The organism is Sorangiineae bacterium MSr11367 (assembly GCA_037157805.1).
Classification (GTDB): Bacteria; Myxococcota_A; Polyangia; order Polyangiales; family Polyangiaceae; genus Pendulispora; species Pendulispora rubella.
Genome location: CP089983.1, coordinates 2,746,992 through 2,762,467, shown reverse-complemented (window position 1 = coordinate 2,762,467; position 15,476 = coordinate 2,746,992). Strand labels below are relative to the sequence as shown.

The following is a 15,476-nucleotide window of genomic DNA, read 5'->3' as shown; positions in this document are numbered from 1 at the left end:
TCATCCCTTGAAGCGTCGCTCCAAGACGATACCGAGCCGCTGCATGCGGCGGTAGAGCGCTTGTCGGCTGATCCCGAGCCGCGCCGCAACCCGCGAGATCATGCCATCGCACTCGTGAAGCAAAAGCTCCAGTTCGCGCCGCTCGCTCGATCCTTCCGACGAAGAAGGCTCCGCCGGCTCGGCCGTCGCGGCAGGACTGCCGCACGCAAGCCCAAGGTCCTCGGCGGTGATCTCCGGCCCCGTGGCCACGATGCTCGCGCGCTGGATCCGGTTCATGAGCTCGCGCACGTTGCCAGGCCACGCGTAATCGGTGAGCGCGGCCCGAGCCTCCAGCGACAGGGGCTTCGGCTTCTCCGCTTGCCCGCGCGCGAGAAACTCCACGGCGAGGGGCAACACGTCCTCGCGACGTTCGCGCAGGGCGGGCACCTCGATTTCGATCACGTTGAGGCGGAAGAGCAAATCTTCGCGAAAGGTGCCCTTGGCAATCGCCGCGCGCAGGTCGGCGTTGGTGGCGGCCACGATGCGCACGTCCACCTTACGCGTCTCGCTCGAACCGAGCCGTTCGAACTCGCCGCGCTGCACCGCCCGCAGAAGCTTCATCTGCCCGGCGAGCGACAAGTTGCCAATCTCGTCGAGAAACAAGGTGCCGCCGTGCGCGGCCTCGAAGCGGCCCACGCGCCGTTTGACCGAGCCGGTGAACGCGCCCGGCTCCGCCCCGAAAAGCTCCGCCTCGAGAAGGTCGTCGGGCAGCGCACCCGCGTTCACTTTGATGAACGGCGCCGCGCTCCGCCGGGAATTCGCGTGCAAAATCTCCGCGATCATCTCCTTGCCGGCACCGTTGGGCCCCGTGATGAGCACCGGCACGTCGGCCGACGCCACCTGCCCCGCGAGCGACACCACGCGATGCATCGCGGCACTTCGGTACACGACGCCGCAAAGCTCGTACTTGCGGGCAAGCTCCCCGCGCGCAAACGACTTCTCGTGCTGCAGGCGCGCATTCTCGAGGGCGAGCTCGCGCATGCGCAGCAAGTTTTTCACCGACGCCACCAGCTTGTCGTCATCCCACGGCTTGGCCAGGTAGTCCGCTGCACCGGCCTTCACCATTTCCACCGCCGACTCGAGCGACGACCACGCCGTCATGGCCAACACGGGCAACTCCGGATCGAGCGTGCGCAGCCGGCGAAAGAGCGCGAGCCCCTCCGCACCGGTGGTCGCCCCCTCGCTGAAGTTCATGTCCTGGATGACCACACCGATGTCGTCCTGCTCGACGCACTCGATGGCCTTTTCGGGATTGTGCGCGATCACCGCCTCGAGGTCGTTCACCTCGAGAAGAACCTGAAGCGCCTTGGCCACCGCGAGCTGGTCTTCGACGATCAGGACCTTCATCACCCGCATGTTCGCACGATCTCCACGTCGCTAAATATTCCGCGTTGCCACAGCCGGGGAAATGCGCGCGCCGCGCATCGCCGGCGAAATCGCCGAAACGAGCCCCACGAACCACAGCAGGACCATGCTGAAGACGAGGAAGGCAAAATCGAGCTTCGCCTGACCTTCGATCATCGAAGTGACCGCCAGGTTCAGTGCTACGGCGAACACGGCGCCAAGGGCCAGGCCCGTGCTCGTGACGAGCGATGTCTCGATCAAAAAGTAGCGTACGATGACCCCCGCCGTGGCGCCCAGGGCGCGTCGCGTACCAATCTGGCGCGTGCGCTCGGTCACCGAAAACGAGGTAAGCCCGGCCACCCCGAGCGCGGTGACGAGAACGAGGAGCACGTTCACGACGGCCATGGATCCGGCCACCAGGCGCTGCGGACCGAAATACATCGTATGGATATAGGAAATCGTCTTGGCTTTGATCTCCCGAGGTAGATCGGGACGGAACAATCGCGCGGGAAGGGCATCCGCCACCTCGGCCGCGCGTCCTGGCTCCGTTCGAACCAGAAAACGAGCCGTCACGTGCGGGTTCGCCGATCGGTAGGGGTGAAAGGAAACATACCCGGATACGGGCGAGTGTTTGTCGATGTACGGCTTGTAGAAGTGATCGATCACCCCGGTGACGCGCGAGCGTGAGCCGTCACTTTCGACGAAGGTCCTTCCGACCCAAGGCGGCTCGCCGAACGCACGCCGGGCAAAGGCCTCCGAAACGATGACGTCCGTGTCGAAGGTGATCTTGAGGGTGCCATCGGGTTTGCGCTCACTCATCTCCGCGGCGTAAAGGCGTCGCGTCGACTCGTCGATTTCCTCCGTGGTGAACATGCGTCCCTCGATGAGGGACACCTGCAGCGCGTCGAGCAGCCCTTCGTCGGTCGAATACATCTGCACGCGAAGAAACTCCCCCGAGCCCCCTTCTGCCTGCACCAAGTTGGTGGACATACTGTACGAGCTCCAAGGAACCATGTACGTGTTCACCACCGCGCGGACACCCGGCATGGCGCGAACTTTCTCGCGATCTTCGCGCAGCATTTCGTTGATGCGCGTTTGATCGGTCAATGATCGATCGAGCGGCCGCCCGACGACCGAAACGAGGTTCTCGTCGTCGAAGCCCGAGGGGATCCGAAGGTCGCGGCGCGCTTGTAGGATCATCGAGGCGCTGTTGGCCATGATGGCCACGGTCAAAGCGATCTCCACGATGATGAGACCAAATTTGACCTTGTGCCGAAGCATCGCACGAAAAATGGGGCCGACGTCGATATCCATGTCACTGCAGCCGAAGGTAGACGGACGGTGGTACGCGGCAGATGCGGTAGGCGGGATACACCCCCGCGATCAATCCGGCGACGAGGGAGCTGACGATGGCAAACCAAAGCATGGACCAATCGATGTGAAAGAGATCGTCGCGATAGAAGATGTCCTCCGCGTAGTGATTGACCCCGATGAGCGCGAGGGCAGCCAGCAAGACGCCGGCGATGCCGCCCGCGACGGCGATGATTTCGCACTCGAGAACGAGCTGCAGGAAGATATCGCGTTTGCTGGCCCCCAATGCACGCTGCACGCCGATCTGCGGTGCCCGAGCGAGAAACTTCGCCATGAGCACGCCCATCAAGTTCATCGAGCACACGACGAAGAAAAGGACTGCGACGAGCGTCATCGCATCGGTCTCCGGCGGAATGCCCTGCCGCTCCATCATCCAATCGAGGAGTGGGGTCACGCGATTGTCCATGCGCGCCAGAAAACGGCCGACCTTGCGTTGGCCCATCGCGTACTCATCGAGGAATCGCTTGTACGAGTCCACGGCCTCCACGTTCGGAAGCTCGACCCACACCTGGAGCCACGTATCCTCCGAGGCGAGCACGCCCTCGTAGCCGGGTGCCGGCTCGACCTTCCAGCCTTGGAACGACCCCGCGCTCCGAAGTTGCATCGGACGCAAGAAGTGGAACGGTATGTAGATGGACTCGGGTGGCGCCGTGGCTTTGTCGACGACCGTCAGATCGTAGGCGCGGATGGTGGGCGACCATCGGTCCAAGACGCCGACGATACGAAAGGTGCGCCCGTCGATGAGCAGGCGCTTTCCGACGCTGTCGGCGCCCCCGAAAAGCCGCTCGTTCAGGCCCTCGTTCAAGACGGCCACGGGTTCGAGTCCTTCGTCGGCCTTGCGATCCCATGCCGCCCCATATTTGAAGGGCACATTGAACATGGCGAAGAAATCGCCGAAGCATGGACGCGCCGACTCACGCTTCGGATGGCTGCGATCGTCGTCGCGGGAGACGATGAGCTCCGAGGAAAACATGGGCGACTGCCGCACGGGGATGCTCGACTTCGTGATGGCCGTCGCATCCATGTACGTGACCATCGGCGGAATCCCGTTCTCGTGCGGGAGGACGGGATCCCAGGCGTTGAGGCGCACGTAATAGAGCACGCTCGATTTCGACGGCACCGGGTCCTTGGCGTACGTGTGCCGCACGGTGGAGAACATCGTGGCCACGGCCACGCCGAGTGCGACGCCCGCCATGACGAGGAGCGCATAGCCGGGGCTGCGCCGCAGGCTGTGGGCCACCATTTTGAGGTGATACCCGAACACGGACGCTCACCCCACCGCGGCAGCGAGCCGCAGATCCTGACCTTTCACCAACGAGGGCGCGCGCTCGACCTCCACTGCGCGCCCATCGAGGACGTGAATCAGCCGGTGCGCCCGCACGGCGCACTCGGCGCCGTGCGTAACCATGACGATGGTGGTCCCTTTTTCATTGGCGCGCTCGAGCAAGTCGAGGATTTCGCGCGTCATGAGCGAGTCGAGATTCCCCGTGGGCTCATCGGCCAAAATGAGCTTCGGATCGCCCGCGAGCACACGCGCGATGGCCACGCGCTGCTGCTGCCCGCCGGAAAGCTGCGAGGGCAGATGGTGCGTGCGCGAGGAGAGGCCCACCTGCTCCAAGGCGCGGGTGATGCGGTCCTTGCGCTCCGAGGCCGGCAAGCGCCGATAGCGCAGGGGCACGTCGATGTTGTCGAAGACGTCCAGATCGGGAATCAAGTTGAAGCTCTGGAAGATGAAGCCAATCTTCTCATTTCGGATGCGCGACATTTCATCGTCGGAGAGGCGACTCACGTCTTGCCCGTCGAGCCGGTATTCGCCTTCGTTGAAGTTGTCGAGCAGGCCCGCAATGTTGAGAAATGTCGTCTTGCCCGACCCCGACGGCCCCATCACCGCCACGAACTCGCCGGCCTTCACGTGCAAGGTCAGGTCGGAGAGGGCATGCGTCTCCACGAGGTCCGTTCGATAGATCTTCTTGATGCGGGTCATCTGGAGCATGACGACGAGTTTCCTTTTTCCCACCTCGAACGACAACCGGGCCGGATGCCCCGAGGTCTGCACCGTATACGCAAGATCGGCGCGCGCCCAACGCCTCACCGCGGGCATGGCGAACACGAGGCTCACCGCCAGTATGATCGCCCCGATCACAAAGAGGTCGCCCTTTCGTGGATTCATCGTGTGCGGGCTTGAGCAACCGGCGTGCCGTCCGCTTTAACGCCAATTCCCCATCTTAACGCGAAGTAACCGTCCCAATCGCGGGACGCCGCGTCCCACCGACCGGACAACTGTCCGTCGTACGCGGACACGTGTCCGCGAGCTCATCCCAACCTCGCGAACGCCTCCGAAGAAAAAGCAGGTTCACAGGAAGACGGGAAGGCAGGAAGGATCGAGAGGTTTTCCTCTCATCTCAGTCCCACAATCCAAAAAACTTCCCGTCTTCCTGTGAACTCTCTCTGTGGACGCTGCGACTCAGCCCGAGATCAGCGCGTAGTTGGCGATTTCGCCCAGGAGGGCGTCTTTGGTCTCGGGGCTGGCGACGGCGCGGGAGATGACTTCGCCGATGATGACCAAGGCGGGGGCTTCCAGGTTGGCGGCTTGGACCAACTCGGCGAGGGTGCCCAGGGTGCCGAAGACGGAGCGCTCGTTGGGAAGCGTGGCGGATGCGATGGCCACGGCGGGGGTCGAGGCGGGACGGCCGGCGCGCACCAACTCGGAGAGGCGGTCGCTTAGTTTGCCGAGGCCCATGTAGAAGACCAACGTGCCGTCCGTGGGGAGGTAGCTCGGCAGCGAGGCTTCGCCCTCCGGTGTTGCCGCGTGCGCGGTGGCGAACGTCACCGACGAGGACACGTTGCGATGCGTGAGCGGCACATGCAAACGCGCCGCGGCGCCCAGCGCCGCCGAAATGCCGGGAACCACTTCGAAAGGGATGCGCGCCGCGAAGAGCTCCTCGGCCTCTTCGCCGCCGCGCCCGAAGATGTACGGATCGCCGCCCTTCACGCGGATGATCTCACGGCCCTCCAGCGCGAGCTCGAGCACGCGCGGGTGAATCTTCGCCTCGTGATGGCGACAGCCGCCGCCGCGACGGCCCACCGGAATGCGCTCCGCACCCGCGGGCGCCAAGGCCAGAATCTCGGGCGAAACCAGCTCGTCGTACGCAAGCGTCTCCGCGTTCGCGATCAGCCGGTGCGCGCGCACGGTGAGCAACTCGGGATCACCAGGGCCCGCGCCCACCAGCCAAACTTTGCCTCGTTGCATCCGGCGGTATCCAGTATCGCGAAACACGGCTTCAAGATAACGAACTCGCCGCGATGCAGCAAGTCGCGCCGAAGCTATCGTTCGTAAACGATCACGTTGTGGTACCGCGCTTCGGAGCCGCCGGGGTTCTCGTACGCGTGCCCGACATCAGCCGGAAACGAAATGGAATCACCCGCGACAAGATCGTAGGCCTCCCCCTCGACGCGAAGTCGGAGCGAGCCCGTAAGGACCACCACCAACTCATGGGTGCCCGGCGCGTGCGCCTCCGACACGTGGGTCGAACGGGCGGACAGACGGAGCTCGTACAGCTCCACCACCGGCGACGCCCCAGCGGGCGCGAGCGGACGGCTTTCCAGTTTTCCATCGAGGGAACGCAGGATTTGAGCGTCCCCACGCCGCAGAATCGAAACGCCGCCCTTGGCTTCCCCGATCAAGTCCGCGAAGGGCACGCCGAGCCCCACCGCGATCTTCCAGAGGATGCCCAGCGTAGGGTTCGACTTCTGGGTCTCGATCTGCGAGAGGGCCGCGCGGCTCACCCCCGAAGATTGAGCCAGATCGTCGAGCGACATGCCGCGCGCCTTGCGCCGCTGGCGAAGGTTCTCGGCGACCCGCCGCCCCAGCTCCGCCGCACCAATGTCATCACCCAATGCCTCGGCGGCACGTGCACGCGCTCCCGGATTGCCCTTGCGAACAGCCAACCTGTCCTCCATTATTGTGGACTCAAAGTACGGTATAGCAGAACCCACACCGCCGCTGGAGACGCACCCTACCATGGAAGAGGACACGGAATCGCGGGGAAGCCGCGACGGACGCTGGAATCGGAGGCCGGTCCCTCAACGGGCCTGAACAGACGGCATGTCCGGTACACAAACCTCGAAAAACGGGGCGGTCGTGTGGTTCACGGGGCTTTCCGGCGCAGGCAAGTCCACCTTGGCCGAGGCCTTGCTCCCCCGGCTCCGGGCCGCGGGAAAGAAGGTCGAGCTGCTCGATGGCGACATCGTTCGCACGCACCTTTCCAAAGGGCTCGGCTATTCCCGTGAAGATCGCGACATTAACGTGGATCGCATCGCCTTCGTTGCGCACCTTCTCGCACGCAACGGGGTCAACGTCCTCGTGGCCGCCATCTCACCGTACCGCGCGGCGCGCGACCGGGCTCGAGCGACCATCGGCTCCTTCGTGGAGGTGCACGTCGCACCCCCGGTGGACGAGTGCATCAAGCGCGACGTGAAGGGCCTCTACCAGAAGGCCCTCGCCGGCGAGATCCCCCAATTTACCGGGGTCAACGACCCCTACGAACACCCCCTTTCCGCCGAGCTCACGCTCGATACCAGCACGATCTCCGTCGAAAAGGCCCTTTCCCAGATTCTCATCACACTGCGCGAGCTCGGTTACCTCGAGGAATCCGAATGGGCTCGTGCCGAGGCGCCCGGCGACGCGGCGAGTCCATCATGAGCGAACAAGCACCGTACCTCCCCCGTTACTCCCATCCCAAAGACATCGACGACTTCGTCGTCCAGCTCGAGCGCTTCGAGCGCGGTGAAATCGGGGCCGATGCCTTCCGTGTCTTCCGCCTCCAGCGCGGCGTCTACGGACAGAGGCAGGACGGCGTGCAGATGATCCGCGTGAAGATCCCCTTCGGGCTCCTCGGCGTGCCGCAGCTCGATGCCCTGGCCGACGTGGCCGAACGCTATGGGCACGACCTCGGCCACGTGACCACGCGGCAGAACGTCCAGTTTCACTTCGTGCAGATGAAGGACGTCGAGCCCGCGATGCGGCGGCTCGACGAAGCGGGACTCACCACGCGCGAAGCCTGTGGCAACACCGCGCGCACCGTCACGGGGTGCGAGGTGGCCGAAGTTTGCAAGACCGCGCCGTTCGACGTCTCGCCGTACGCCGAAGCGCTCACCCGGTATTTCCTGCGCCATCCGCTTTCCGGCGGCCTGCCGCGCAAGTTCAAGTCGGCCTTCAGCGGCTGCGCGAGCGACTGCGCGATGACGCAGATCAACGACCTGGGCTTCATCGCCACCGTCAAGGACGGCGAGCCAGGCTTCAAGGTCGTGGCGGCGGGCGGCCTCTCCACGAGCCCGCAGGCGGCCATCACCTTGCACGAGTTCGTGCGGCCGACGGAAATCGCGCGCATCGGCGAAGCGATCCTGCGGCTGTTCAACAAGCTCGGAAACCGCGAGAACAAGCACCGCGCGCGTCTGAAGTACGTGCTGCGCAAGCTGGGCGAGGAAAAGTTCCGCGAGACGTACGCGCAGATCCGCGCGGAGGTCGACGCCGAGGCGACCGCGGAGCTCAAGTTGCCGGCGGCGCCGGGGCGCGTCCCCGCACCGCCCGTGGAGCCCCCGGCCGAGCGCCCGTCGGGCTTCCTCGCATGGCGGGCCAATGCCGTCGTGGATCAGAAGCAGGACGGATTTGCCGCCGTGTACGTGCGCCTGCATCTGGGCGAGCTCACGGCGAAGAGCATGCGCGGGCTTGCTCGTATCTTGGAGCGGTACGGCGACGGCTCGCTCCGCGCCACCATCGACCAGAACGTGCTGCTCTCCTGGATCCACCAAAAGAGCCTGCCGGCGCTGTACCAGGAGCTCTCCGCGCTGGGGCTCACGCGCAGCGGCGTGCACTCCGCGCGGGACGTCGTGTCGTGCCCCGGTGCGGAGTCGTGCAGCCTGGCGGTGACGTCGTCGCGTGCACTGGGAGCGGCCATCGGCGAACGCCTCGAGAAGGACGACGTGCGCGAGCTTTCGGCCATGCGCGACACGACGATCAAGATCAGCGGTTGCCCGAACAGCTGCGGGCAGCACCACGTGGCGGATCTCGGCTTCCACGGCGGCGCCAAGAGCTTTGGCGGCACGACGGTCCCCGTTTACCAACTGCACCTGGGCGGCGGGGTCGACGAAAACGGTGCGCGCTTCGGCAAGCAGGTCATCAAGATCATCGCGCGGCGCGTGCCCGATGCCGTGGTGCTACTGATGAAGCTTTTCGAGACGGATCACAAAGAGGGCGAGCGCCCGCGCCAGTTCTTCCAGCGCGTCGATCCGAAGCGGGTCACCTTCGCACTGGCGAGCTTGGCAGGGCCGCCCGGTGCCGACAGCAACGAAGCGGTGGACATCGGCGAGACCGCGGGGTTCGTGCTAGAGACGAAAGATGGCGAGTGCGCTGCCTAACCAGGCCGATCTAGCCGACGCGAACGCGCGGCTCGAGAAGGCAAGCTATGCGGAGCGGCTCGCGTACGCCGTCGAGCGCTGGGGGGATCGACTGCTCTTCACGTCGTCCTTCGGTGCCGGCAGCGGCGTGCTGCTGCACTTGTGGAGCGAGGTGGCGCCGCACCTGCCCGTAGTGTTCATCGACACGGGCTTCCTCTTCGACGAGACCCTCGCCTACCGCGATCGGCTCGCGGCGTCGTTGCGGCTGACGATCCGCACGCTGAACCCGTCGATCCCGCGCGACGATTTCCTCGTCGAACATGGCGCGGACATCCAAGCAAAAGACCCCGACTTTTGCTGCAAGATCAACAAGATAGACCCGCTTGCCCCCGTCTTGCGCGAGGCGCGGGGTTGGGTCTCCGGGCTGCGGCGCGATCAAAGTTCGACACGTGCCGACGTTCCGATTTTGCTCGCGACCGACGAGGGCCACGTCAAGGTGCACCCCATCGCCAGCATGACGGCCCAGGAGGCCACCGAGTACATGGCGCGGCACCACATCGAGGAGCACCCGCTTCGTGCGCGTCGCTTTCTCTCGATTGGGTGCTGGCCATGCACGAGCGCGGTCCCCGAAGGTCAAGACGAGCGCGCTGGACGATGGGCCGGCCGCGCAAAGACCGAGTGCGGGCTGCACTCCGCGATCTATTCCCCGGAAGCGCGTCCCAGCTCTAAAACGAGCCCCTCACGCTGACACCACGGCTCGACCGGTTTGACGCGCTTGCGGCGCCGAATCGAGCCATTGGCCCAAGTCGACCAAGGCACGCTCGGCCAAGGCCGCATAGCGTTCACGCTTCTTGAGGCGCCGATTTGGGTGCGGCGGAAGGCACGCCCAGGTGATGTTCGACGGCTGGTAGTCCGGCTGCTTGCGCGAAAGGTGCGTGCGGATTCCCCCCAGCGCCGTCGACTCCGGAGGCGGCACGAACGCATCCCCGGCCAGGGACTGCGCCAACAACACCGCGCACAGGTACCCGCCCGCCGCACTCTCGACGTAGCCCTCCACCCCGGTGATCTGCCCGGCGAGGTACACGTTGGGCAGCATCCGCAGCTGCATGCGCTCGTCCAGCAACTCCGGTGCGTTCACGAAGGTGTTCCGGTGCACGCTCCCGTAGCGAAGGATCTCGCACTCCTCCAGCCCGGGAATCATGCGAAAGATGCGCGACTGCTCGCCGTAGGTCATGCGCGTCTGGAAGCCCACCAGGTTGTACGCTGTGCCTGCCGCGTCCTCCTTGCGGAGTTGCACCACCGCAAACGGCTGCGCGCCGGTGCGCGGATCGGTGAGCCCCACGGGCTTCATCGGCCCATAGGCCAAGGTCAATTCGCCGCGACCGGCCATGACCTCGATGGGCAGGCAGCCCTCGAAGTAGCGAATGTCTTCGAACGAGCGCGGCGCCACCTTCTCCGCGCCCACGACGGCGGCCACGAAGGCTTTGTACGTGGCCTCATCCATGGGGCAATTGATGTACGCCTCATCCCCGAGTGCGGCGCGATCCCGAAGCACTTCGCCCTTGTCGGGCCCATCGTCGTCGCCGCCCTTGCCCCATCGCGACTGGTAAAACACCTTCGACTCGTCGATCGAGTCCTGGCTCACGATGGGCGCAATCGCATCGTAGTACGCCAGCTGCGACACCCCGATCTTCGCCGCCAAGTCCGCGGCAAGCTCGTCACCCGTGAGCGGGCCCGTGGCCACGATCACCGGCTCGTCGTTCGAGGCTTCCGGCACGTGCGTCACCACGCGATGCTCGACTTGGATGCGCGCATGCCCGCGAATGCGCTGGCTCACGGCCTCCGCGAACCGCTCGCGATCGACGGCCAGCGCACCGCCCGCCGGCACGCGGGCCTCTTCGGCGCACGTCAGGATCAGCGAGCCACACCGCCGCAGTTCTTCCTTCAGCAGCCCAACCGCGTTGACCCACGCGTTGGAGCGCATCGAGTTGGAGCACACCAACTCGCAGAGCCAATCCGTCGTCTGCGCCGGCGTTCTCCGCTCGGGTTTTTGCTCGAGCAGCGTCACCTGCACGCCCCGCTCCGCGAGTTGAAACGCCGCCTCGCAGCCTGCGAGGCCTCCACCAACGATACGCACGTGCTTCATGGTTCTTCAGTGCGTGATAGCAGAGCCGGTGTGTCTTTTGGCGGCGCGCAGCAGATCGTCGAAGCTGAAGGGCTTGACGATGACGTCGACCACGCCAAACGCGGAGCGGGAAAACGTCACGGCGTGGGCCGACATGACCACCACGGGCACCTTGCGCAGCTCGCGATCGCGCATGCGATGCTCGAGGAACTCCGCCCCGGTCATCACCGGCATGTGCATGTCGAGAAAGATGACGCTCGGAAGGCCGCCCTTTTCGATCTCCGACAGCGCGTCTTGCCCATTGCGGGCCCAACCCACGGTGTATCCCGCCGCGGCCAGAAGGTCGACCAACACCTCGAGCAGGTCTTCGTCGTCATCCACGACGAGGATGGGTCGAGTGCTGTTCGCGTCTGCGTCGAGGGGACCCGTCACGTGCCTTTTCGCGTGCTGCACGAATGCAGTTTACCGCGACCTTTGCACCTCGGGTCCACAGTTTCACCTCCGCCGAACAGCTTTCGCGAGCCTCCCTCTGAAACCATCCCAGGTGCTGCCAGGCGACCGCCCTCTGGAACCGCTACGCACGCTCGACGGCGACGACCCCTTCCACCTTCTGTAGGGCCTTCATGACATTCTTGAGCTGGTTCATGTCGCTGCATATGAACGTAAATACGTTGACAGCGCGCCCGTCGTCGCCTGCGCGGCAGTTGGCTTCACTGATGTTGATGCCCTGGGCGCTGAAGGTGTGGCCCACCGTGGCCAAAATGCCCGGGCGGTTTGCGGTGGTCACGCGCAGTTGTACATTCCGATTGATTTTCGCCTTCGCATCCCACGCGATTTCCACTCGACGTGCAGGATCCGTGTCGAACGCCTTGGGACAGCCACGACGGTGGATGGTGATGCCGCGCCCGCGTGTGATGAATCCCAGGATGTCGTCCCCAGGCAGCGGGTTGCAGCAGCGCGCATAGCGGACGAGGACGTCGTTGATTCCATTGAGGCGGATGCCCTCTTCGTCGCGCTTGATGACCTTGCGAACCAGGCCCTCGATGCGACCTTCGCGAAGGTCCGCCGGCGGGATGCTCTCGCGCCCGTCTTCTTCGGGTGGGGCCACCACCGCGAGCACGTCGGTCGGCTTCAATTTGCCGTAGCCGATGCCGATGAAGAGCTCCTCTTGATTCTGCACCTTGAGCGACTCGAACAGCTTGGACAGCTCGTGGTCGTTCTTCAGCAGGCGGTTCAAGCTCAAACCGGATTTTCGCAGGTCCCGCTCGAGCAGCTCGCGCCCGAGACGCAGCGATTTCTCGCGCTCCTCGGTGCGGAGGAAGTTGCGAATCTTGGCGCGCGCGCGCGTGGTCCCGGCGAACTCGAGCCAGTCTTTCGACGGATGCTGGTTCGGGTTGGTGATGATGTCGACGACGTCGCCGTTGCGCAGTTTGTAACGAAGCGGCTCGAGTTTGCCGTTGATGCGCGCACCGGTGATGTGCTCGCCGAGCTGCGAGTGGATGGCGAACGCGAAGTCGATGGGCGTGGCCCCGCGCGGGAAGACGCGCACGTCGCCCTTCGGCGTGAAGACGTAGACTTCACCCTCGAAGAGGTCGACCTTGACGCCCTCCAGGAATTCCGCCGGATCCTTCAGCTCTTTCTGCCACTCCATGAGCTGGCGCAGCCAACCGAAGCGCTGCGCGTCTTGATCGGGAACGCCGCCGCCGTTTCGTTCTTTGTAGCGCCAGTGCGCCGCGATGCCGCGCTCGGCCACGCGGTGCATTTCGTGGGTGCGGATCTGGATTTCCAGCCGCTCGCGCGAGGGGCCGATGACCGTCGTGTGCAGCGACTGGTACATGTTCGGCTTGGGCAGCGCGATGTAGTCTTTGAAGCGCCCGGGCACCGGCGTCCACTTGGAGTGAACGACGCCGAGCGCGGCGTAACAGTCGCTCACCGACTCCACCAGCACGCGAAACGCGATCAGATCGTGGATCTGATCGACCGTGCAGTCCTGCGCCTTCATCTTGCGCCAGATGGAGTAGAGGTGCTTCGCCCGGCCGCTGACGTCGCACGCGAAGCCCTGCTCGGCCAGGCGGGCGAGCAGCGTCTTGCTGACGTCGGCGATGTACTTGTCGCGTTCGCGCTTGGTGCGGCTGATGGTGCTCGCGAGCTCGGCGTACACCTCGGGCTCAAGGTACTTGAACGAGAGGTCTTCCAGCTCGCTCTTGAAGCTCTGCATGCCGAGCCGGTTGGCCAACGGCGCGTAAATCTCGATGGTTTCGCGCGCGATGCGCTCCTGCGCATCCGGCTTCATGAACTCCAGCGTGCGCATGTTGTCCACGCGATCGCAGAGCTTGACCAACAGCACGCGGATGTCGCGCGCCATGGCGACCACCATTTTGCGGAAGTTCTCCGCCTGGCGATCTTCTTTGGAGGTGAAGTTGATCTTGGAGAGCTTGGTGACCCCGTCGACGAGGTTGGCGATCTCGTGGCCGAACTCGCGCTCCAGATCCTTCGTGGAGGCCAGCGTGTCTTCCACCACGTCGTGCAAGAGACCGGCACAGACGCTCGCCGTGTCCAGCCGCAGTTCGGTGATGATGCCCGCCACCCCGGCCGGATGGACGAAGTATGGATCGCCCGACTTACGCACCTGGCCCGAGTGAGCCCGATAGCTAAAGTCGTAAGCTCGTTTGATCAGCTCGGCATCGGCCAGCGGCTGATACCCACGAACGCGCTGGATTAGGTCATCGACTTGGAGCATTGGTTAGCCTCGATGCCAGGTGCCGAGCGAAGTCCGGTGAGTCTGGGCTTGGAGGCTGAAACGGAAACGTAACATTCGTCCTATTTCCCGGCAATTGAAGAGTCCATCCGGACTCCGCCCCGAACGATGGCTAGGCGGCTCGAGCGCAAATTTCGCGTACTTTTCTTGTATTTGCTTCGTGCTTGCCATCGTTTTGAGCGTTAGACGGTCCTCGTAGATGAAACATAACCAGACCGGCGTGTACGTGCATTTCCCGTGGTGCCTCGCGAAGTGCCCGTACTGTGACTTCGTAAGCTACGCGAAAGATCGCGCTTCCATTGATCATGCCGGGTACGCCGATGCGGTTTTGCGGGAGCTGGACGCACGCGCAGAGGCCATCGGCGATCGCGTGGTGGGCAGTATTTTCTTTGGCGGTGGAACGCCGAGCCTCTGGGAACCCCACGAGCTCGGTCGCGTGCTCGACGCCATCCGTGCACATTTTTCGTGTGCGCCCGATCTCGAGATCACGGTGGAGTGCAACCCCACCTCGCTGGATCGTGCACGCGCTGGCGCGCTCCGCGACGTGGGGGTGGATCGTCTTTCCATTGGGACGCAATCCCTCCGAGAGGAGCAACTTCGATACCTCGGCAGGCTGCACGATCCGGCGGGGGCTCTCGCCGCCATCGAGGGGGCGATGGCCGCCGGCGTTCCACGCCTCTCGACGGACATCATTTTCGGCCTTCCCGAGCAGGCGCCGGAAGATGCGCGCGATCAAGCGATCCGTCTCGCCGAGCTCGGCCTGACACATCTCTCGTGCTACCAGCTGACCATCGAGCCGGGGACGCAGTTCGGGGAGCTGGCACGCCGTGGAAGATTGCCCCTTGCCGACGACGGGCGCACGGCCGACGCCTTTTTGGCCATCGACGAAGCGCTCGGCGCGCGCGGTTTCCGCCACTACGAGATATCCAACTACGCACAGCCCGGCGAGGAATCTCGCCACAACCTCGGTTACTGGCGCGGCGAAGAGTACATTGGGCTCGGCTGCGCGGCCTTCGGGTGCGTGCGGAATGGAAACAGCGTAGAGCGTGTGCGATACCGCAATGCCGTCGATCCGAAGAAGTACGTCGAGGCCACCCGCACGATGCGTCGCGATCGCGTTGGCGACGGCGATGGACTCTCGACGTTGTCCGAAGCGGTGAACGGCGAGGCACTTTTGCGCGAGCGGATCATGCTGAGCCTTCGCACGGAGGAAGGGCTCGATCTGGAGCAAAGCGCCACGGAGCTGCACGTGGAGCCATGGCCGCGTGAACGCCGGCGCGCCGCCGAGCGCCTCGTCACGATGAATCGATTGCGCGTCGACGGGCCTCGGCTGTCGATTCCCCGCCCTGCGTGGCTCTTCACGGACGACACGGCGGCGCGCCTGTTCTAGAACACCGAACAGGTTGCTCCCGTCGCCTTTCCGCCGAAAATACTCGGTCCACA

13 protein-coding genes are annotated in these 15,476 nt (G+C 64.6%); 4 read left to right on the top strand and 9 right to left on the bottom strand.

The annotated features are described in order from the left end of the window. The 6 genes from LVJ94_11040 to LVJ94_11015 form a co-directional block, all read right to left on the bottom strand. On the bottom strand, positions 1 to 1,386 hold the full coding sequence (locus tag LVJ94_11040; protein WXB07766.1) for a sigma-54 dependent transcriptional regulator: 1,386 nt from the start codon (positions 1,384 to 1,386) through the stop codon (positions 1 to 3). Positions 1,387 to 1,416: 30 nt separating this feature from the next. Next, positions 1,417 to 2,697 (bottom strand): ABC transporter permease, encoded by a 1,281-nt coding sequence (locus tag LVJ94_11035; protein WXB07765.1) that lies wholly within the window; start codon positions 2,695 to 2,697, stop codon positions 1,417 to 1,419. Between the two features lies 1 nt (position 2,698). Beyond that, complete coding sequence (locus LVJ94_11030) at positions 2,699 to 4,018, bottom strand: ABC transporter permease (GenBank protein WXB07764.1); 1,320 nt, start codon at positions 4,016 to 4,018, stop codon at positions 2,699 to 2,701. A 6-nt stretch (positions 4,019 to 4,024) separates the two neighbouring features. After that, entirely contained in the window at positions 4,025 to 4,924 is a 900-nt protein-coding gene (locus tag LVJ94_11025; protein ID WXB07763.1) for an ABC transporter ATP-binding protein, read from the bottom strand. A 294-nt stretch (positions 4,925 to 5,218) separates the two neighbouring features. After that, entirely contained in the window at positions 5,219 to 6,031 is an 813-nt protein-coding gene (gene cobA, locus LVJ94_11020) for a uroporphyrinogen-III C-methyltransferase (protein WXB07762.1), read from the bottom strand. A gap of 47 nt (positions 6,032 to 6,078) precedes the next feature. Beyond that, complete coding sequence (locus tag LVJ94_11015) at positions 6,079 to 6,702, bottom strand: XRE family transcriptional regulator (GenBank protein WXB07761.1); 624 nt, start codon at positions 6,700 to 6,702, stop codon at positions 6,079 to 6,081. 157 nt (positions 6,703 to 6,859) lie between these two features. On the opposite strand from LVJ94_11015, the gene cysC reads away from it, so the two are divergent. The 3 genes from cysC to LVJ94_11000 are packed head-to-tail and all read left to right on the top strand — an operon-like array spanning position 6,860 to position 9,898. Continuing rightward, positions 6,860 to 7,456 (top strand): adenylyl-sulfate kinase, encoded by a 597-nt coding sequence (gene cysC, locus LVJ94_11010; GenBank protein ID WXB07760.1) that lies wholly within the window; start codon positions 6,860 to 6,862, stop codon positions 7,454 to 7,456. Further along, the gene (locus tag LVJ94_11005; GenBank protein ID WXB07759.1) at positions 7,453 to 9,171 is read left to right on the top strand and encodes a nitrite/sulfite reductase; all 1,719 of its coding nucleotides are present in this window, start codon (positions 7,453 to 7,455) and stop codon (positions 9,169 to 9,171) included. Before cysC ends, LVJ94_11005 begins: the two co-directional genes overlap by 4 nt. Then, positions 9,152 to 9,898 carry a phosphoadenylyl-sulfate reductase gene (locus LVJ94_11000; protein WXB07758.1) on the top strand — a complete coding sequence of 249 codons (747 nt, stop codon included), beginning with the start codon at positions 9,152 to 9,154 and terminating at the stop codon, positions 9,896 to 9,898. Before LVJ94_11005 ends, LVJ94_11000 begins: the two co-directional genes overlap by 20 nt. Here the strand turns inward: LVJ94_11000 and trmFO are convergent. The 3 genes from trmFO to LVJ94_10985 form a co-directional block, all read right to left on the bottom strand. After that, positions 9,890 to 11,296 (bottom strand): methylenetetrahydrofolate--tRNA-(uracil(54)-C(5))-methyltransferase (FADH(2)-oxidizing) TrmFO, encoded by a 1,407-nt coding sequence (gene trmFO / locus LVJ94_10995; GenBank protein WXB07757.1) that lies wholly within the window; start codon positions 11,294 to 11,296, stop codon positions 9,890 to 9,892. The two genes, LVJ94_11000 and trmFO, sit on opposite strands and share 9 nt — an antisense overlap. Positions 11,297 to 11,302: 6 nt before the next feature. After that, entirely contained in the window at positions 11,303 to 11,707 is a 405-nt protein-coding gene (locus LVJ94_10990) for a response regulator (GenBank protein WXB07756.1), read from the bottom strand. 142 nt (positions 11,708 to 11,849) lie between these two features. Beyond that, positions 11,850 to 14,015, bottom strand: a complete 2,166-nt coding sequence (locus LVJ94_10985; protein ID WXB07755.1) for a bifunctional (p)ppGpp synthetase/guanosine-3',5'-bis(diphosphate) 3'-pyrophosphohydrolase — start codon at positions 14,013 to 14,015, stop codon at positions 11,850 to 11,852. A gap of 217 nt (positions 14,016 to 14,232) precedes the next feature. On the opposite strand from LVJ94_10985, the gene hemW reads away from it, so the two are divergent. Next, on the top strand, positions 14,233 to 15,423 hold the full coding sequence (gene hemW, locus LVJ94_10980; GenBank protein ID WXB07754.1) for a radical SAM family heme chaperone HemW: 1,191 nt from the start codon (positions 14,233 to 14,235) through the stop codon (positions 15,421 to 15,423). The last annotated feature ends 53 nt before the right edge of the window (positions 15,424 to 15,476 follow it).

Bases quoted from the DNA above. Each gene is read 5' to 3' on its own strand.
- LVJ94_11000 (WXB07758.1), top strand. From the start codon at position 9,152: ATGGCGAGTGCGCTGCCTAACCAGGCCGATCTAGCCGACGCGAACGCG.
- trmFO (WXB07757.1), bottom strand. From the start codon at position 11,296: ATGAAGCACGTGCGTATCGTTGGTGGAGGCCTCGCAGGCTGCGAGGCG.
- LVJ94_11025 (WXB07763.1), bottom strand. From the start codon at position 4,924: ATGAATCCACGAAAGGGCGACCTCTTTGTGATCGGGGCGATCATACTG.
- LVJ94_11005 (WXB07759.1), top strand. From the start codon at position 7,453: ATGAGCGAACAAGCACCGTACCTCCCCCGTTACTCCCATCCCAAAGAC.
- LVJ94_11035 (WXB07765.1), bottom strand. From the start codon at position 2,697: ATGGATATCGACGTCGGCCCCATTTTTCGTGCGATGCTTCGGCACAAG.
- LVJ94_11040 (WXB07766.1), bottom strand. From the start codon at position 1,386: ATGAAGGTCCTGATCGTCGAAGACCAGCTCGCGGTGGCCAAGGCGCTT.
- hemW (WXB07754.1), top strand. From the start codon at position 14,233: ATGAAACATAACCAGACCGGCGTGTACGTGCATTTCCCGTGGTGCCTC.
- LVJ94_10985 (WXB07755.1), bottom strand. From the start codon at position 14,015: ATGCTCCAAGTCGATGACCTAATCCAGCGCGTTCGTGGGTATCAGCCG.
- cysC (WXB07760.1), top strand. From the start codon at position 6,860: ATGTCCGGTACACAAACCTCGAAAAACGGGGCGGTCGTGTGGTTCACG.